Genomic DNA, 16,099 nt, shown 5'->3' on the forward strand with positions numbered 1-16,099 from the left:
GTTTCCTATGATTGCGCACGCACCTCGCGAGTTCAACTTTGCAGGGCGATGCATCGGTTCGGCGGGTTCGCACAACAGCACACAACGGTGTTAACGGACAGTCGTCGTACAGTTAACGGGCTTGCTGGTGGTGCGGCGAACCGGCGTTTCATTGGTCAGCAAATCGCAGTCGATGCACAGTCGTATCGCACGAACCGGCATGAAGAAATTCGCTGCAACGTCCGCCCCAATCCGAGAGGGCACTCAACGTCTATTTCGTGGTAGGTCTTCTGACTTACTGCCGTCCGATTTCCCGACCTTCTCGCCGAAATTTCTCGGCAATGGCCTTTCAAAAGAGAAAGGGAAATACGTTTCGGATGCCGTAGCACCCGGGGCAGTTCACAGCGGCTGGACCATCCCGGAATTTCACCGGAGTTCCCTGTTCACCTGCTCACAAGAATTGCTAGCAAGTCACCACGAACGGGCGAAGTATTGATTAACCGACGCGGATTGTCAACGCGAAGTCGACGAAGTTTGATTTCGGGCAAAGCAAGCTGAATCGGGTCTGCTTCAGATTCCGCCGGTGCTGGTCTCCGCCGGTTGCAGAAACCGTAAATGATGCGCCGCGTGGCAGGTGTGGATTCGTTCGATCATTTCGCGTGATTGTTGGCCGAACGCGGGGTGCGGTGCGTAGTCACCGGCGTGCGCGTGGAAACGCTCGACACTCGCCACAAAGCGTTCCACTTCCGCCGCGTCGTCCACCTCCGCGGGCGGAACAAACATCGATGCCGTGCGAATGCCGCGAGGCGAATCATCGCTGAGTACTTTCGGTAAAAGCAGCCGACGCATTACCGGACGCATGAATGCGAACAACGACATCCATTTGGGATAACCGTCCACACTCGGGTCTTGCACCAAAATCAAATGACGGCAAATTTGACCGAGCGACCAATTGCCTTGACGCGTGTAACCGCTGCGCAGTAACTCGCGGGTCTCGGCAACGGCACCGTCTAAGTCATCGAATTGTAGTATTCGTAGCTCGCTCATGAGTTTGGTTCATTCTGTGTTTGCGGCGATGATGCATCGAGGACTCGAACCACCACTTTTCCTTTGACGTGTCCCGTTTCAATATGACCAATCGCGTCCGGCGTTTCGGAAAGCGTGTAAGTTCGATCGATGAGCGGACGCACTTGAGCCGCTTCGACGAACGTCATGAGCGCGTTCAAATCATCGCGATTGGGAACCGAAAGGTATCGTCGCAGGTTCTGCTTAATCATTGGCGACAACAACAGCGGCTTGATCAAACGGACGAACATTGCCAGACCTTTCGCGCCCGTCCCGCTGTTGAGAATCAGCATCCCGTTGGGCTTCAGTACACGACGGCAATCTGAAAGCGAGCGGTTTTCGATGTTGTCAAAAATGACATCGTAGTGCGGTTCGCCTAACGTGAAATCCTCTCGGTCGTAAGCGATCACATGATCCGCACCGAGCGCGCGAACCGTATGGGAGTTTGCTTCACTGCAGACACCCGTCACGACGGCGCCGTATGTTTTGGCAATCTGCACGGCAAAGCTCCCGACACCACCGGAGGCTCCGTTGACGAGGAGATGCTGGCCCGATTGCAGTTTGGCAACATCGCGGAGTGCGTGCAGCGCGGCGAGACCGGACGTCGGCATCGCGGCAGCGTCGAGAAAGGAAACATTTGCGGGTTTTGCCGCGAGTGTGCTTTCGTTGACCGCAACAAACTCAGCACACGAACCGAAGCAGGTTCCGAACACCTCATCACCGGTTTGAAACCGCGTTACTTTTTTGCCCGTCGCTTCGACCGTCCCCGCCACGTCGAAACCAGGGACACCGTATTTAGGTTTGAAAAGTCCCGTCGCGACCCGCATCAGCAACGGAGTTCCGCGAACGCCGAAGCTATCACCGACGTGCAGTCCGGCGGCGTGAACTCGCACGAGGACCTCGTCCTCCTTGATCTGCGGTTTCGCGATATCGGTGACGCGAAGGTCATCAGGCGAACCATATTTCTCCTGATAAACCGCTTTCATCGTTTGCTCTTTGGATTGCCGCGTTGGATGTTCTGCTCGCGAGAATTCGTTATCGCGATAACCGGAGGGTTGGACGTGCTGAGGGGCGAGAACGGAGGGGCTCATGAGATTTCCCGGCCGCGGGTGGCGATTGAGACTTGCGCTGTAAGTTGCACTATCGCGATGTTATGCTTACGCTGTAAGTGAGTCAAGTTCGAAACGTCATTTCAGGCCCGCCGCCAAGAGGAGAGTGCATGGCAAAAGCCAAAAAGCCAGTAAAACGCCGGGCCGCGTTGACGAAGGATCGTGTCTTGAACGCGGCCGTCAAGCTTGCCGATACGGGAGGGATTGATTCATTGTCGATGCGGAAACTCGCCTCTCGGTTGCGGGTCGAAGCCATGTCGCTGTACAACCACGTCGCCAACAAGGATGAGATTCTCGACGGCATCGTCGACAAGATCGTGAGCGAAATTGAGGTGCCCACGGTTGGCGGGGATTGGCGTGTCGAAATGCACCGTCGCTCGAGGTCGGCTCATGAAGTTTTAATGCGGCACCCGTGGGCAACGATGCTGATTGTGTCGCGAGCCAACATCGGCCCGCACATGTTGCACTTTGTCGACTCGACAATCGGATGTCTGATCGAAGCCGGGTTCTCCTACACGACCGCCGATCATGCGTGGAACGCGATCGACAGTTACGTGCACGGTTTCACACTCCAAAAGCTAAACTTCCCGTTCGAGCCCGACGAATACGCTGAAGTGGCCAAAGCGTATCTTCCTGAGATTCCCGAGGAACAATACCCGTACCTAAATGGCATGTCACAAGAAGTGATCGCGGGACGTCACGACGGTTTGCATAACCTTGATTTTGGATTGAATCTTATCCTCGACGGTCTTGAGGAGTTGCGGGGCGACTGAAGTCAGCCTGCCCCTGAATTCCTAACACGTTTCGCTGACCGAGTGTCAAGCTTGACGGTCTTTGCTGCGAGCGAACGTCGCCTTGGTTCAAGCGACCTTCACGAAGATGTCACTGACATGCTGCGCTGAGTTTTTTGTGAACTTCGTGATGGCCACCGATGTGTTTGGCAAGGAAACGTTGCATGTGTTGCGCAATGATCGCTGCGTCTTCTTCGAGCGCGAAGTGTCCTGTGTCGAGCAGATGCAGTTCAACGTTGCGAAGGTCTCGCTGATAGGGATAGGCCCCCGCGGCGGGAAAGATCGCGTCGTTCTTGCCCCACACGATCAGTGTTGGTGGTTGGTGATCACGAAGGTATTGCTGCCATTGCGGGTACAACGGCGGGTTGCTGCCGTAACTGTAGAACATCGCCAATTGGATCTCTTGATTACCAGGGCGATCGAGCAACGGTTGCACATGTCCCCACGTATCCGGGCTGATCGCTTCGACGTCACGCACCCCTTCGGTGTATTGCCACTTGGTCGCATCGATCGTCAACAGCGATCTCAGTTGGTCGCCCTGTTCGTCGGTGCGTTCACGCCAGTATTTTTTGATGGGACTCCAAAAGTCGTTGTCGATCCCTTCGTCATAGGCGTTCCCGTTTTGAACGATCAGTGTTTCAACGCGATCAGGATGAGCCGTCGCGAGGCGAAAGCCGATTGGGGCACCGTAGTCCATCAGGTAGAGCGAGTATTTTTCGAGCCCAAGGCGTTCGGTGAACATTTCAACGATCCTGGCGACATTATCAAACGTGTACTCAAACTCGTCCGTCGGCGGAGCGGAGCTGTTGCCATATCCAGGATAGTCAGGAGCCACCACGTGGTACCGGTCCGCGAGTAACGGGATCAAATCGCGGAACATGTGTGATGACGTGGGGAACCCGTGCAGCAGTAACACGGTTGGGGCATCCTTGGGGCCGGCTTCCCGGTAGAAAATGTCTAGACCTTCGATCTCCACCGTGCGGTAATTTACTCGGGCAGTCTTCACGCTGCGAACGGGAGTATCGGCGGACAAAGTGTTTGTGCTTGTCGTCAAAGGAAACAGAGCGACAGTCAAGATGAAAATGTTTCGGAGAAGGGACATGGTTTACTTTCTGAGTTGATTGGAAATTCGATTGAACGGTTTTTGTCGAAACGCCCAGGGCAGACGGTGGATCTTTTGCAAGATCCGCTGCCCTGGGCGTGAGCGAGTGCGGCTCGATGGGGTCGCTATTGCACGAGCTCTTCGAGACCGGCGTCGTTGTCGGGGCGTGCGCCCATTGGCCAATGAAACTTGCGATCGGATTCGTCGATGGCGTAGTCGTTGATGCTGGCTTCACGCCGTCGCATCAGGCCGTCGTCGTCGAACTCCCAATTCTCATTGCCGTAGGCACGGAACCACTTTCCCGACGCGTTGCGGTATTCGTACTGGAACCGAACCGCAATCCGGTTGTCAGTGAATGCCCACAATTGTTTGGCGAGCCGGTATTCTTGTTCGGCGTCCCATTTCCCGGTGAGAAAAGCAACGATCTGATCACGCCCTTGGACGAACGAGTCGCGGTTGCGCCACCGGCTGTTGACGCTGTACGCCAACGCGACGCGGTTCGGATCTCGGGTGTTCCAGGCGTCCTCGGCCGCCCTCACTTTCGCGATGGCGGTCTCGCGCGTGAAAGGCGGCCGGATGTCGGTAGGTTTCGGCATCTTGGTTCTCAATTACTTTCGGTGTAACGATTGGTGAATCGCCAGTGTCCTACGACGCCAAACTGCACGCGTCGCTGTGGCAGCTCTGCGCGTTCGCTGGCGATTCGGTTGGCGGGCCCGATGTGATCTTTTCCGCAGCCGGGAAATCAATCGTGGTTTGCGCGACGTGATTGAAGTAGTTCGTCAGAATGTTCAAGGCCGCATTGGCGATGACTTCGGCGAACTCCGCATCAGTGACGCCCGCCTCGCGAGCCGCGGTGATGTCGGCGTCAGAGACGAAGCCGCGTTTTTCGATCAGTTGTGACGCGAAGACCAAGATCGCGTTGGTCTTGGCGTCGGAGGACGAAGCGAGGCGAGCGGCACGAATCTGATCGGCGGAAAGACCGTTCATCTTCGCAATCGCCGTGTGGGCACTGAGGCAGTAATCGCAGGAATTGGCCTGCCCGACGGTGAGTGCGATCTGTTCGCGTGTTGGGGCGGAGAGTTCTCCTTCGCTCAACGCGCCGCTGAACTTCAAATACGCGTCGAGCACGGCGGGCGAGTTTGCCATCACTCGCATCAGGTTGGGCGTCATGCCTAGCTTCGCTTTGACGCCGTCGAGAAGTTCTTTGGCTTGGCCGGTCGCTTGGGCTGGGTTCACGGTTTCGATTCGGGACATGAGTGGACTCCTTGAGGATCCAGGTGATTGAAGAAAGTGCCAGAAACGTTCCTGGCGTTGCGTAAGCTCTTAGGCACAATCCGTGCCGATTGCATTGCGTAAGTCGCAAGTTGCTTTTCTGAAAGGGTTTAGGGGTTTCGTGTGGGTTTTCTTGCGAGCACGAAAACTCGTGGTTGCACGAAAAATCGTTGTCAAACCACGAAAATTCGTGTATGACGTGGGCATGATTGACAGCCACGTTCCCCTGATTCGCGATCCGAAAGCGTTATTGTTGGCGATGGCCCAACAGCGGAGTGTCGCGGACGTTTTGCGGTTGGTCGTCGATGATTTGGCGGGGTCGCAAGCGGTCGCGTTGGCACGGATTTGGTTGATCCGACCCGGCGAAGGTTGCCCAACCTGTCCGATGCGTTCGGAGTGTCCAGATCAAACGAGTTGTCTTCATCTGGTCGCCAGCGGCGGTCGATCGATCATCGATCCTGATACGAACCTGAACCGAATCGATGGGATGTTCCGTCGCTTTCCGCTGGGCATCCGCAAGGTCGGGCGGATTGCCACGACGGGTGTGGCACTCGAGGTGCCGAGCATTCAGGGCGAACCGGATTGGTTGGTCCGTCCGCAATGGGCAGAGGCGGAGAGCATTCGCGGGTTTGCCGGGCAACCGTTGGTTCATCGAGGTCAGGTCCTCGGGGTGCTCGCGGTGTTTTCCCGAACGACAATTGGTGACTCGTGTTTGGTGTGGCTGCGAATGATTGCCGATCATGTCGCGTCCGCGATCGCTAACGCTCGAGCGTGGGAAGAGATTGAGTCGCTGCGTGATCGTTTGGAACTCGAGAACGACTATCTTCAAGAAGAGCTGCGAGGCGAATCATTCGGTGAGATGATCGGCCAAAGCGATGCGTTGCAAGCTGTCGCGCAGCAGATCTCCCTGGTCGCGCCGACGGATTCGACCGTTTTGGTGATTGGCGAAAGTGGTACGGGGAAGGAACTGGTTGCGCGAGAAATTCACGCTCGATCCTCACGTCACGAACGTCCATTGATCAAAGTCAATTGTGCGGCGATCCCGCGGGAACTGTACGAAAGCGAGTTCTTTGGCCATACCAAGGGCAGCTTTACCGGGGCACTTCGTGATCGAATCGGACGGTTTGAGTTGGCGGACGGCGGGACGTTGTTTCTTGATGAGATCGGTGAGATCCCGTTGGACCTGCAGAGCAAACTGTTGCGGGTTCTTCAGGAAGGCGAACTCGAACGGGTTGGTGAAGAACAGACGCGGAAGGTGGACGTTCGCATCATCGCCGCGACCAATCGTGATTTGAAAGCGGAGGCGGAAGCGGGACGGTTTCGTCTTGATCTGTACTATCGATTGAGCGTGTTCCCGATCGAGTTGCCACCACTGCGAAAACGCAAAGACGACCTCGCGTTGCTCGCCGAACACTTGATCGGCATTCTGTCGCGGCGTTTGGGAAGGCAGCCCCCACGTCTGACGCAAGCTAACGTGATCGAACTGAGCCGATACGATTGGCCCGGCAACATCCGGGAACTGCAACATGTTCTTGAGCGCGCGTTGATCACGTCACCGAAGGGAAAGTTGCGGTTGGAATTTCAGACACCTGCCAAGCCTACCGCGAGCGTGGCTCCGGTTGGCGAGTCCGATGAAATCCTGACGGCGTCGCAACTGCGGACATTGGAGGCCGACAACATTCGTCGTGCGTTGCAGGCATGCGATGGCAAAGTCTACGGAATCGCTGGCGCAGCCGCCTTGTTAGGGATGAAGCCCACGACGCTCGCATCCCGAATCAAAAGTCTCGGAATTCACTCTTAGGTCGTTTCGCTAGATCGGCAGTGCGATGCGGCCAACCAAAGGCGTGTAGAATGTCGGGAGGGCGATGTTCGTTTGCGGAGTGAATGATGATCAATCGAAGGCAGTTCGCAATTTCGAGTACAGCGATGCTCGGCTCGCTGATGGCAGACCTTGATCCTTGCGCGATAGCGGAAGAGCTAGGTTTGTCGCAACAGCGATTGATTGAACTCGGACTCAATGCACTTGCGAGAGCTCCCGAGCGAAGCTATTTCGCAGACGGGCACCGGGGAGCATCGATGATTTCGGCGCACTTGATGTGTGTCGATAACGATCTTGGCGAACCGACGACGAATCGTATTGTTGAGCTTTTCGATCGTAACTGGGCGTCGACGAAACTGTGTGATCCCTTTCCTCCGGGAGAGCCGATTGACGATGCTGCCGAACGTATCGGCAAGAAATTGGCTGAGGGCAGTGGTGTGCTTCGCGAAGTCGGTCATGATGCCATCTTTGCCATGCATGCAATTAAAGGCTTTCGTATGCTGCCCGAGTCCGCGACGCCGGAACGCGTCGAGGGCGTGTGCAGTCTCATTGGCGAAATCAAACCGTGGCGTGACATCACGCCATCTGACGAGGTGGATCCGCCTTCGTTTGCGGATGAAATTGCTTCGTCACGTTTTGTCTTGAAAGAAGCCAGTGACGCGATCGATCGCTTTGCCGGGTTCGGGCAAGGGTTTGCCGGTCACATGTTGACGTTTGGTCAATCGCTCATTGAGATGGCTGCGATGGGGCACGTCGAATGGGCGGAAAGTTGTCGCACGGCCTTTTGTAAATACGTGACCGTGACTCGGATGGGGCCGCAATCGGGTGACCGTAAAATCAAAGAGCACCGGATCAGCGAACTCCGGCCAGAGGACGCTGAATATTGGACTCAAAGGGGCGACAAAACGCTCGGGATCGGGCACGTATTCAAATACCCGTACGCTTACTACGACCTACTGGCTCGTGCCGATGATCCCGAATTGGAACGCGAGCTTGACGCGAAAGCGTGGCGAATTTTCTAGCCGATTAGCTATCTAGAATCGCTTCGATATTTTCGAGAGGACGGCCCACCGCCGCTTTCTCATCGTGGATGACGATCGGGCGTTCGATGAGTTTGGGATTGTTAACGAGCATCGCGATCCACTCGCGATTGGAGAGTTTCTTGTCGGCCAATCCGAGCTCTTTGTAGAGCTTTTCACCTTTGCGCACGATCGTCTCGGGTGACACACCGAGTAGTTTGACAATGCGAGTGAGCTCCTTTTCGCTCGGCGGATTGTCGAGATATTTCACAACTTCGAAATCAACCCCGCGAGACTCGAGTAACTCAACAGCGGCACGGGATTTGGAACAACGAGGGTTGTGGAGGATGGTGGTCATGGACGGAGAAACTTGAGAATCGAACGGTTCAGAATCGTAGAAAACCGATCGGAACATATCTTCCCAAGACAATCAACGGGTGGACGCCTTCGTTCTCTTACCGTCACCCTGTCGTCGCCCATTTGCTCCGCAATTGGCTCACTTGGCCCGTCCAGCCCACGATGGCGGAGGGTGTTAAGCAGGTATGCAGGAAACATCTGGCGAAACTGCCGCGAACTTTAGGCCGGACCGAGGCTTTGCGAGTTCCGGCATTCACTTGCTCAGTCGTGCCGAAATTGCGTCGCTTAGGCTCCTTGGTCTGGCCTACGCCGAACCGATCACGATCAGCGGAATTGTCGTTATACCGAATCACTTCTATGTACCTGCTAAAGCACTGGGCCCATCCGCGGGGCGGATGGGCGACTATTTGACTCTCAGTCGAATCCGGCGGCGCGGGGGACGTCTGTTTGGGAGTCCGATGGTTTGCCACCTGAATCATTGAGTTCAGGGAAAAAACGATAGTAGTTGTCGTAGGTGTATTTGGACACGGACTCGTGCATCTTTTTGCCGAGTTGTTTCATGTGTTCCCTTGCTTCGGCTTGGTCGCCGATCAACAGCATGTATCGGTTGCTCGAAAGAGTTTCGGCTTCGCTATCGATCAGTTTCAGTTTGACGTGGAAAACGGTATCCACAGATTTTGCAATCGGCCAATCGATGTCCGTGATCATCGTGGAGGAGTCTGGGGCAATGCGTTCGACGGGAATTGTTTGAGTCGCAAGGACGTGATCTTGATCATCGTAGAAAGACAGTTCGACTTGGCAGTTCTCATGCGATTCGAATCGATCGTTGACGATCCACAACTTGCCTGCAAAGGATTCGCCCGCATGCCAACGACGGCGATCGAACTGCAAACTCACGAGCAGCGGTTGGTAGGCCCGTTTGACGAATTCATAGGAGCGTTTGGGTTGTTGGTAGTTGTCGACGATTCCCCATTTCATGTCTGGCCAATAGGTGATGTAGTGGCACAGAGCGATGCCGCTGACGCGTGGTTTGCCTCGACGGAAGTGTTCGACGGACAGCTGAAATATTGTGCCCTGGGAGTCTTGGGTGGCATCGACAAACTCCTGTAACGATCCGGTTCGTTCTTCACCAAAGGTGTCGAAGTTTTGCATCCGCAATCGATCGAGATCCGCCCAGTGATGTCCCCAACTCGGTCCGGGGGGCCAGAGTTCGTCTTCGGGAATGAATTTGCGAAGGCTTTCGACGTTGGGTACCGATGTGATCGCGAGTTCGGGAACGATCGGGAAGTCCAATTCGCTGTACCAATCTTCCATCAGCCATCGGCCCATCGAATAAAAATAGGCGAGAGCGTGGACGGCTTCCTTGGGTTTGTAGCCGACACTTTGTGCGACCGGGCAGGTCAGTGGTGAGTCGGGCACGTAGGGAAGGTCGATATGCTGTTGCAATCGGCGGCCCAGTTCATCCAGGAATTTCTTTGTGAACTCAGCATCCGACGCACGCAGGAACGCTTCTTCGCCGCCTTCGATCAAGATCAAACAAGGATGGTTGCGACGTTCTCGAATGACCGCGATGGCCTCTTCGTAAATCCGCTCGATAAACGCCTCGTCTTGTGACAAGTTCGCCGTCCCGAGCGGAATGACGTCTTGCCAAACCGTGATGCCGGCCTCGTTGCAGTACTGATAGAACTCGGGAATTTCCGGCGGGTGCCAGCCAAAGATTCGGATGTTATTCATGTTGGCGTCTTTGGCCATCTCAATGAGTTTTTTGTATTCGTCCGTCGACGTGCGTCCGACAAAAATGTCGGGCGGTCCGCCCCAACATGCCGAGCGGATGAAGTGACGTTTTCCATTGAGCATCACGGTGCGAGGGAAGCTGACTTCGTCTTTCGTGAAGCCAGGATTCCACTCCATTTTGACTTCGCGGATACCGAACGTCGTTGATTTGCGATCAAGTTCGGAGGCGTGGTCGGTGATCGAGACGTTCGCGGTGTAAAGGTTCGGATCGCCTAAATCCCAAGGCCACCACAGCTTGGGGGCTTCGACCGTGACGGTCTGATGGATCGTTTGCGAGCCAGGTTGGAAGGTTCGTTCGCTCGAAAGATGAATCGGCTCGCAGTCGAAGTTGTGTCCTTCGAGCGTCACATTGACGGCGACGTCACGTGGATCTTTGGCGACATTTTCGACAGTCATTTCAATGTCGAGGTCGGCGGAACCGTCTTCATTCAGTTTCGATTTGACGTAGAGATTGTCGAAACGGACGTGCCCCGTAGAAACCAAGCGAACCGGTCGCCAAATGCCAAATGGCACGAGGTCTCGCCAGTAGTCACCGAACCAGGGTGTTTTGAGTCCCGCGACCTTGTGATTGACTTGCGGTGGTGGATTCAGCTTCACCATCAGGATGTTGCGTCCATGGAGCCAACTGCTACTCGTGTGAAGCAGCTCGGTGACGTCAAAGGAAAACGGTGAGAACATGCCCTCGTGATTACCGAGGTAGTGTCCGTTCAGCCAAACTTCGCATGAGTAGTCGACGCCGTCGAACTCGAGCCGGACGATCTTGTTGTCGACCGCTTGGCTGACGTTGAACTGCAGCGAGTACCACCATTCGTCCTGCATCACCCATTGAGCTTTGACACTGTTGCGACCGAAGTAGGGATCCTCCAACACACCAGCTTTCCATAGATCGGTATAGACATCGCCGGGCACTTTGGCCGGTATCCAAACTGATGTCTCGATGTCGCCGCTGGGCAGTTCGTGTAATCCTTCCTCAACGCCTCGGCCGGGATGCATCCGTTTGAGTTTCCAGCGATGGCTGCTGAGGTCCTGGATCAATTGGCCTTCCTGTTGAACGAGGTTGCCCGCACCCGGTTGTGCGATCACCTGCGTCGTCATCGTAACGACGATCAGCAGCGTTAGCGTGAAGATACGAGTGATTGTCATGGGAGCAACTTTTATCTGAGGTGGGGGAGTCTATTGGTTGTTGGCAGCAGGAAGTCTCTGCAACGTTGAGGCGACCGGTGTCAGTGCTCTGAATGAGATAATTTAGTCCTGTGATGACACGTTCCATCAGATGGAAAATTGTCGCATGCATGCGATTGAAGTGAGTATTGTTATCGAGTCGCAAGTCGATGGACTTTGTGGTTCTCACCGGTAGTCTGAGTTGGCTTGGGATACGCAGACGTAATCGTGTGGCATGACCAGCGGTTGCGATAAACGCGTCGACACGTCAATGGCGGTCGACTACGATTGTCCATAGATTTTTCTGCTGTCCCGCCTCTCATGCTGGATTCACCCAGCACTGTCGCTCGAGTCTTCGTCGACAGTCCCACCTTGAGAAATGTTTGTCATGTCCCGATTTATATTGGCCGTTTTTGCCACGTTTGGATTGTTCGTTTTCGCAGGTTCTCGCTCGCATTCCGCCACTTACTTTGTTGCGGTCGATGGCGATGATTCCGACGCCGGATCGATAGAGAAGCCGTTCGCGACGCTGATGAAGGCTCAAGAATCAGCGGAACCGGGCGATACGGTTTTTATTCGTGGCGGCACGTATCTGGTGAGCGAGTCACGAGTCGCAAAGTCAACTCGTTGGTTTGCACACGTTCTGCGGTTTGACAAAAGTGGCCGCTCGGCGGAACCGATTCGTTATTGGGCCTATGAAGACGAGCGTCCGGTTTTCGATTTCGCCGATGTGAGACCACGGAACCAACGTGTTCATGCGTTTTCAGTGTCTGGATCGTGGTTGCATTTTCGCGGCATTGAAGTGGTCGGAGTGCAGGTCACGATGCGCGGGCACACTCAGTCGATCTGTTTTTCAAATGAGGGTGATCACAACGTTTTCGAACGGCTGGGGATGCACGATGGGATGGCGATCGGCTTCTATGCCACCAAAGGAGCGGACAATTTGATCGTGAACTGTGACGCGTATCGCAACCACGACTCTGTCTCTGAAGATGGCCGGGGTGGGAACACCGATGGTTTCGGATACCATCCGGCAAAGGGCGGCACGGGGAATGTGTTTCGAGGTTGTCGCGCGTGGTTTAACAGCGACGACGGTTTCGACTGCATCAACGCATCCGAGAGTGTTGCGTTTGAAAACTGTTGGGCGTTTAACAACGGATACTCTCCCGAGTTTAAAAGCCTCGCGGATGGAAACGGTTTTAAGATCGGTGGTTTTGCCTCGGCACCAGCATCAAAGTTGCCACGACCGATGCCTCGTCACCTGGTCAAAGAGTGTTTGGCGGTTCACAACAAGAACGGTGGTTTCTATGCCAATCATCATCCCGGCGGTTCCGACTGGATCAATAACGTCGCCTATCGCAACGGGACGAATTTCAACATGTTATGCCGCACGCATGACAACTCGAAGGACGTTCCGGGATACGGGCATCTATTGCGAGGAAACGTCAGTCACGGCAGTCGCGGTTTGATCCGGAATTTGAACGCGGATAAGTGTGAGTTAATCGACAACTCGTTTCAGGTGGAGCGTTCGCTTCGCGATGAAGACTTTGCAAGTCTCGATGAACAGGAGCTACTGCAACCGCGTCAAGCGAACGGTGAGTTGCCGAAAATCGCGTTACTGCGTCTCAACGTCAGTGGCCTTATTGAGGACAGCGTTTCACGAGCGACCGAGATGGACACCACGACGTCGACGCAAGAGTAGGGCGTCATGATCACGGTCGGGGGCGTCGCGGCCGCTCTGTGAATTCGTGTCGACCGCTGCATGTCCGGCTCCGGTGAAACCGGCAGTGGGGTGTGCGATTTGGGAACGTCGCACACCAAACGCACGGAAATGGGGCTGTGCAGAAATGGACGGCGACGTTGGGCGGTCAGAAAGAGTTTTCTCTCGCGGTCACGTGAGAATGCTCACGGGCGGGATGGTAGAAAATTGCAGCCTGCAAGTTGCTCTTTTCGCTCGCAGACGGCGACGATAGGAGTCTGTTTGGTCCGTGACGTGCGTTTTAGGCGGTTGCTTCGTCGATTTCAGGGATGTGTGAATTCGAGCGATGCGTATCGTGCATACTAGGCATCTGAAGAATGCATTGGAAGTATGACGCGATAACGCGGATAATGTGTCATGATGACCTAATGGTCCGCCAAGCTCGTGATGAGTTTCTATTCCCTACCCCTGGAGAGATCATGCCCCACACAAGACTTTTCACTCGATTCCTGTCGAGCTGCGCGGTGCTCTGCATCGCCACCTCTGTCTCCGCCGAGGAGGTACAGCCAACTGCATCTATTCATGGCAGCGGCGATTCGATCGCGCAGTGCCCCGTGATGGGATCTGCGGTCTCGGCAACGCCCACGGCCCCAGGTCATGGAAGCATGAAGTCCGGTTCCTATGCGAACCACGACTGGTGGCCGAACCAATTGAACCTTCAGATCCTGCATCAGAATTCGCTCAAAAGCAATCCGATGGGGAGCGAATTCGATTATGCCGAAGAGTTCCAAAAACTCGACCTTGATGCGGTCAAGAAAGACATCACCGAATTGATGACCACCTCGCAAGATTGGTGGCCGGCCGACTATGGCCACTACGGCCCGTTCTTCATTCGAATGGCCTGGCACAGCGCGGGAACGTATCGCGTTACCGATGGTCGCGGTGGTGCGGGCTACGGAACGCAACGGTTTGCGCCGTTGAACAGTTGGCCTGACAATGCCAACCTGGATAAAGCACGTCGTCTGTTGTGGCCTATCAAACAGAAGTACGGTCGACAACTGTCTTGGGCCGACTTGATGGTCCTGACCGGTAACTGTGCCTTGGAATCGATGGGATTCGAAACCTTCGGGTTTGCCGGCGGACGTGAAGATGTATGGGAACCGCAAATCGATATCGATTGGGGACCGGAAACCGAATGGTTGGGTGACAAGCGGTACTCCGATGAACGGGAACTCGACAATCCACTCGCAGCGGTCCAGATGGGATTGATCTACGTCAACCCGGAAGGTCCCAACGGGAAACCTGATCCGATCGCCGCGGCCAAAGACATTCGAGATACGTTCGGCCGGATGGCAATGAATGATGAAGAAACGGTCGCGTTGATTGCAGGGGGACACACATTCGGGAAAGCTCACGGCGCGGCGACTCCGCAAGGAAACGTCGGACCTGAACCCGAAGGTGCGAGTCTCGAAGAGCAAGGCCTCGGTTGGACGAACACGTATGGCAGCGGCAACGCGGGCGACACAATCACCAGTGGATTAGAAGGTGCGTGGACGACCACGCCGACGGAATGGTCCAACGGCTACTTCGAGAACCTCTTCGATTACGAGTGGGAACTGACGAAGAGCCCGGCTGGTGCACATCAGTGGACGCCAAAGGACGATTCGGCTGAGGGAACGGTTCCGGATGCTCATGATCCGAACAAATCGCACGCACCGATGATGTTCACCACCGACATGGCGTTGAAGATGGATCCCATTTACGGGCCGATCTCAAGACGTTTTTACGAAAACCCTGATGAGTTTGCCGCCGCGTTTTCGAAGGCGTGGTACAAGCTGACGCATCGTGACATGGGACCGTATTCGCGATGCCTTGGCCCTGAAGTTGCGCCACCTCAAATTTGGCAAGACCCTGTTCCTGAGGTCGACCATGCGTTGATCGGAGAACAGGACGTTGCTGCGTTGAAGGCGACGGTCCTTTCGTCGGGATTGTCAGTTTCCGAATTGGTATCGGCAGCATGGGCGTCGGCATCGACTTTCCGCGGCACGGACAAACGGGGCGGCGCGAATGGTGCCCGCGTGCGTTTGGCACCTCAGAAAGATTGGAAGGCGAACAACCCCGAAGAATTGTCGAAGGTTTTGACAACGCTTCGAGGGATCCAAGTCGAATTCAATCAATCGCAGAAAGGCGAGAAGAAAGTGTCACTCGCGGACATGATCGTCTTGGGCGGTTGCGCGGCTGTGGAAGCGGCAGCCAAGAACGCGGGACATGACGTCTCGGTTCCTTTCGCACCCGGTCGAACGGATGCATCGCAAGAGCAAACGGACGTGGAAGCCATCGCGGTCCTCGAGCCGACCGCGGACGGATTCCGAAACTATGTCGGTACCGGCGTGCGAACGGCGCCCGAACAATTGTTGATCGACCGGGCTCAGAAGCTCACTTTGACAGCTCCTGAGATGACGGTGTTGATCGGTGGGATGCGAACGCTCAACGCAAATACGGACGACATGAAGCTCGGCGTCTTTACGGACAACACCGAAGCGTTGACCAACGACTTCTTCGTGAACCTGTTGGACATGGGAACGAAATGGAATAAGTCGGAAGTGTGCGAGCACTTCTACGAAGGTCGCGATCGCGGTACGGGCGAAGTCAAATGGCGTGCGACGGCTGTCGACCTCGTGTTCGGATCGAACTCACAACTCCGTGCGATTGCGGAAGTGTATGCGTCTGAGGACGCGGAAGAGAAGTTCGTCAACGACTTTGTATCGGCTTGGAACAAAGTCATGAACGCGGACCGTTTTGACCTCGATCGCTCACTGCGTAACTAGTCGTTTCGATTCATTTGCGAAAACATGAAAACGCCAACCATTTCGGTTGGCGTTTTTTCGTTGCGGGGGTGACTCTGTCTTTTATGACAAATCACCTCCACAAC

12 protein-coding genes and 1 riboswitch are annotated in these 16,099 nt (G+C 55.2%); of the genes, 5 read left to right on the plus strand and 7 right to left on the minus strand.

The features are described from left to right. Positions 1–242 precede the first annotated feature (242 nt). A riboswitch (cobalamin riboswitch) is annotated at positions 243–473 on the minus strand. A 76-nt stretch (positions 474–549) separates the two neighbouring features. Both FHS27_RS25305 and FHS27_RS25310 read right to left on the minus strand, forming a co-directional pair. Beyond that, positions 550–1,026, minus strand: a complete 477-nt coding sequence (locus tag FHS27_RS25305; protein WP_184308307.1) for a DUF1569 domain-containing protein — start codon at positions 1,024–1,026, stop codon at positions 550–552. Further along, positions 1,023–2,135, minus strand: a complete 1,113-nt coding sequence (locus tag FHS27_RS25310; RefSeq protein WP_184308309.1) for an NAD(P)-dependent alcohol dehydrogenase — start codon at positions 2,133–2,135, stop codon at positions 1,023–1,025. Before FHS27_RS25310 ends, FHS27_RS25305 begins: the two co-directional genes overlap by 4 nt. Before the next feature lie 128 nt (positions 2,136–2,263). On the opposite strand from FHS27_RS25310, the gene FHS27_RS25315 reads away from it, so the two are divergent. Beyond that, a complete protein-coding gene (locus FHS27_RS25315) occupies positions 2,264–2,926 on the plus strand; it encodes a TetR/AcrR family transcriptional regulator C-terminal domain-containing protein (protein ID WP_184308311.1) in 663 nt (220 codons plus the stop codon). Positions 2,927–3,035: 109 nt separating this feature from the next. Here FHS27_RS25315 and FHS27_RS25320 read toward each other — a convergent pair whose 3' ends face one another. From FHS27_RS25320 to FHS27_RS25330, 3 genes are all read right to left on the minus strand, one after another. Beyond that, entirely contained in the window at positions 3,036–4,046 is a 1,011-nt protein-coding gene (locus FHS27_RS25320) for an alpha/beta fold hydrolase (RefSeq protein ID WP_246420905.1), read from the minus strand. Positions 4,047–4,171: 125 nt separating this feature from the next. Next, positions 4,172–4,642 carry a nuclear transport factor 2 family protein gene (locus tag FHS27_RS25325; protein ID WP_184308313.1) on the minus strand — a complete coding sequence of 157 codons (471 nt, stop codon included), beginning with the start codon at positions 4,640–4,642 and terminating at the stop codon, positions 4,172–4,174. 49 nt (positions 4,643–4,691) lie between these two features. Further along, positions 4,692–5,300 (minus strand): carboxymuconolactone decarboxylase family protein, encoded by a 609-nt coding sequence (locus FHS27_RS25330; RefSeq protein ID WP_184308315.1) that lies wholly within the window; start codon positions 5,298–5,300, stop codon positions 4,692–4,694. A gap of 223 nt (positions 5,301–5,523) precedes the next feature. On the opposite strand from FHS27_RS25330, the gene FHS27_RS25335 reads away from it, so the two are divergent. Continuing rightward, the gene (locus FHS27_RS25335) at positions 5,524–7,119 is read left to right on the plus strand and encodes a sigma-54-dependent Fis family transcriptional regulator (protein WP_184308422.1); all 1,596 of its coding nucleotides are present in this window, start codon (positions 5,524–5,526) and stop codon (positions 7,117–7,119) included. Between the two features lie 125 nt (positions 7,120–7,244). Next, a complete protein-coding gene (locus tag FHS27_RS25340) occupies positions 7,245–8,159 on the plus strand; it encodes a hypothetical protein (protein ID WP_246420907.1) in 915 nt (304 codons plus the stop codon). Between the two features lie 4 nt (positions 8,160–8,163). Here FHS27_RS25340 and arsC read toward each other — a convergent pair whose 3' ends face one another. Next, entirely contained in the window at positions 8,164–8,514 is a 351-nt protein-coding gene (gene arsC / locus FHS27_RS25345) for an arsenate reductase (glutaredoxin) (protein ID WP_184308319.1), read from the minus strand. Positions 8,515–8,927: 413 nt separating this feature from the next. After that, positions 8,928–11,450 carry a glycoside hydrolase family 2 protein gene (locus FHS27_RS25350; RefSeq protein WP_184308321.1) on the minus strand — a complete coding sequence of 841 codons (2,523 nt, stop codon included), beginning with the start codon at positions 11,448–11,450 and terminating at the stop codon, positions 8,928–8,930. A 406-nt stretch (positions 11,451–11,856) separates the two neighbouring features. Between FHS27_RS25350 and FHS27_RS25355 the strand changes: the two genes are divergently transcribed. Together FHS27_RS25355 and katG are read left to right on the plus strand one after the other, a co-directional pair. Then, entirely contained in the window at positions 11,857–13,170 is a 1,314-nt protein-coding gene (locus FHS27_RS25355) for a right-handed parallel beta-helix repeat-containing protein (protein WP_246420909.1), read from the plus strand. A 662-nt stretch (positions 13,171–13,832) separates the two neighbouring features. Then, positions 13,833–15,995 (plus strand): catalase/peroxidase HPI, encoded by a 2,163-nt coding sequence (gene katG, locus FHS27_RS25360; protein WP_246420922.1) that lies wholly within the window; start codon positions 13,833–13,835, stop codon positions 15,993–15,995. Positions 15,996–16,099 lie beyond the last annotated feature (104 nt).

The sequence above is a fragment of the Aporhodopirellula rubra genome (assembly GCF_014192335.1).
Lineage (GTDB): Bacteria > Planctomycetota > Planctomycetia > Pirellulales > Pirellulaceae > Rhodopirellula > Rhodopirellula rubra.

What these genes read in the sequence shown, in the direction of transcription:
- FHS27_RS25355 (WP_246420909.1), top strand. Translation starts at nt 11,857, where the DNA reads ATGTCCCGATTTATATTGGCCGTTTTTGCCACGTTTGGATTGTTCGTT.
- FHS27_RS25350 (WP_184308321.1), bottom strand. Translation starts at nt 11,450, where the DNA reads ATGACAATCACTCGTATCTTCACGCTAACGCTGCTGATCGTCGTTACG.
- katG (WP_246420922.1), top strand. Translation starts at nt 13,833, where the DNA reads ATGAAGTCCGGTTCCTATGCGAACCACGACTGGTGGCCGAACCAATTG.
- FHS27_RS25305 (WP_184308307.1), bottom strand. Translation starts at nt 1,026, where the DNA reads ATGAGCGAGCTACGAATACTACAATTCGATGACTTAGACGGTGCCGTT.
- FHS27_RS25325 (WP_184308313.1), bottom strand. Translation starts at nt 4,642, where the DNA reads ATGCCGAAACCTACCGACATCCGGCCGCCTTTCACGCGCGAGACCGCC.
- FHS27_RS25310 (WP_184308309.1), bottom strand. Translation starts at nt 2,135, where the DNA reads ATGAGCCCCTCCGTTCTCGCCCCTCAGCACGTCCAACCCTCCGGTTAT.
- FHS27_RS25330 (WP_184308315.1), bottom strand. Translation starts at nt 5,300, where the DNA reads ATGTCCCGAATCGAAACCGTGAACCCAGCCCAAGCGACCGGCCAAGCC.
- FHS27_RS25335 (WP_184308422.1), top strand. Translation starts at nt 5,524, where the DNA reads ATGATTGACAGCCACGTTCCCCTGATTCGCGATCCGAAAGCGTTATTG.
- FHS27_RS25340 (WP_246420907.1), top strand. Translation starts at nt 7,245, where the DNA reads ATGCTCGGCTCGCTGATGGCAGACCTTGATCCTTGCGCGATAGCGGAA.
- arsC (WP_184308319.1), bottom strand. Translation starts at nt 8,514, where the DNA reads ATGACCACCATCCTCCACAACCCTCGTTGTTCCAAATCCCGTGCCGCT.
- FHS27_RS25320 (WP_246420905.1), bottom strand. Translation starts at nt 4,046, where the DNA reads ATGTCCCTTCTCCGAAACATTTTCATCTTGACTGTCGCTCTGTTTCCT.
- FHS27_RS25315 (WP_184308311.1), top strand. Translation starts at nt 2,264, where the DNA reads ATGGCAAAAGCCAAAAAGCCAGTAAAACGCCGGGCCGCGTTGACGAAG.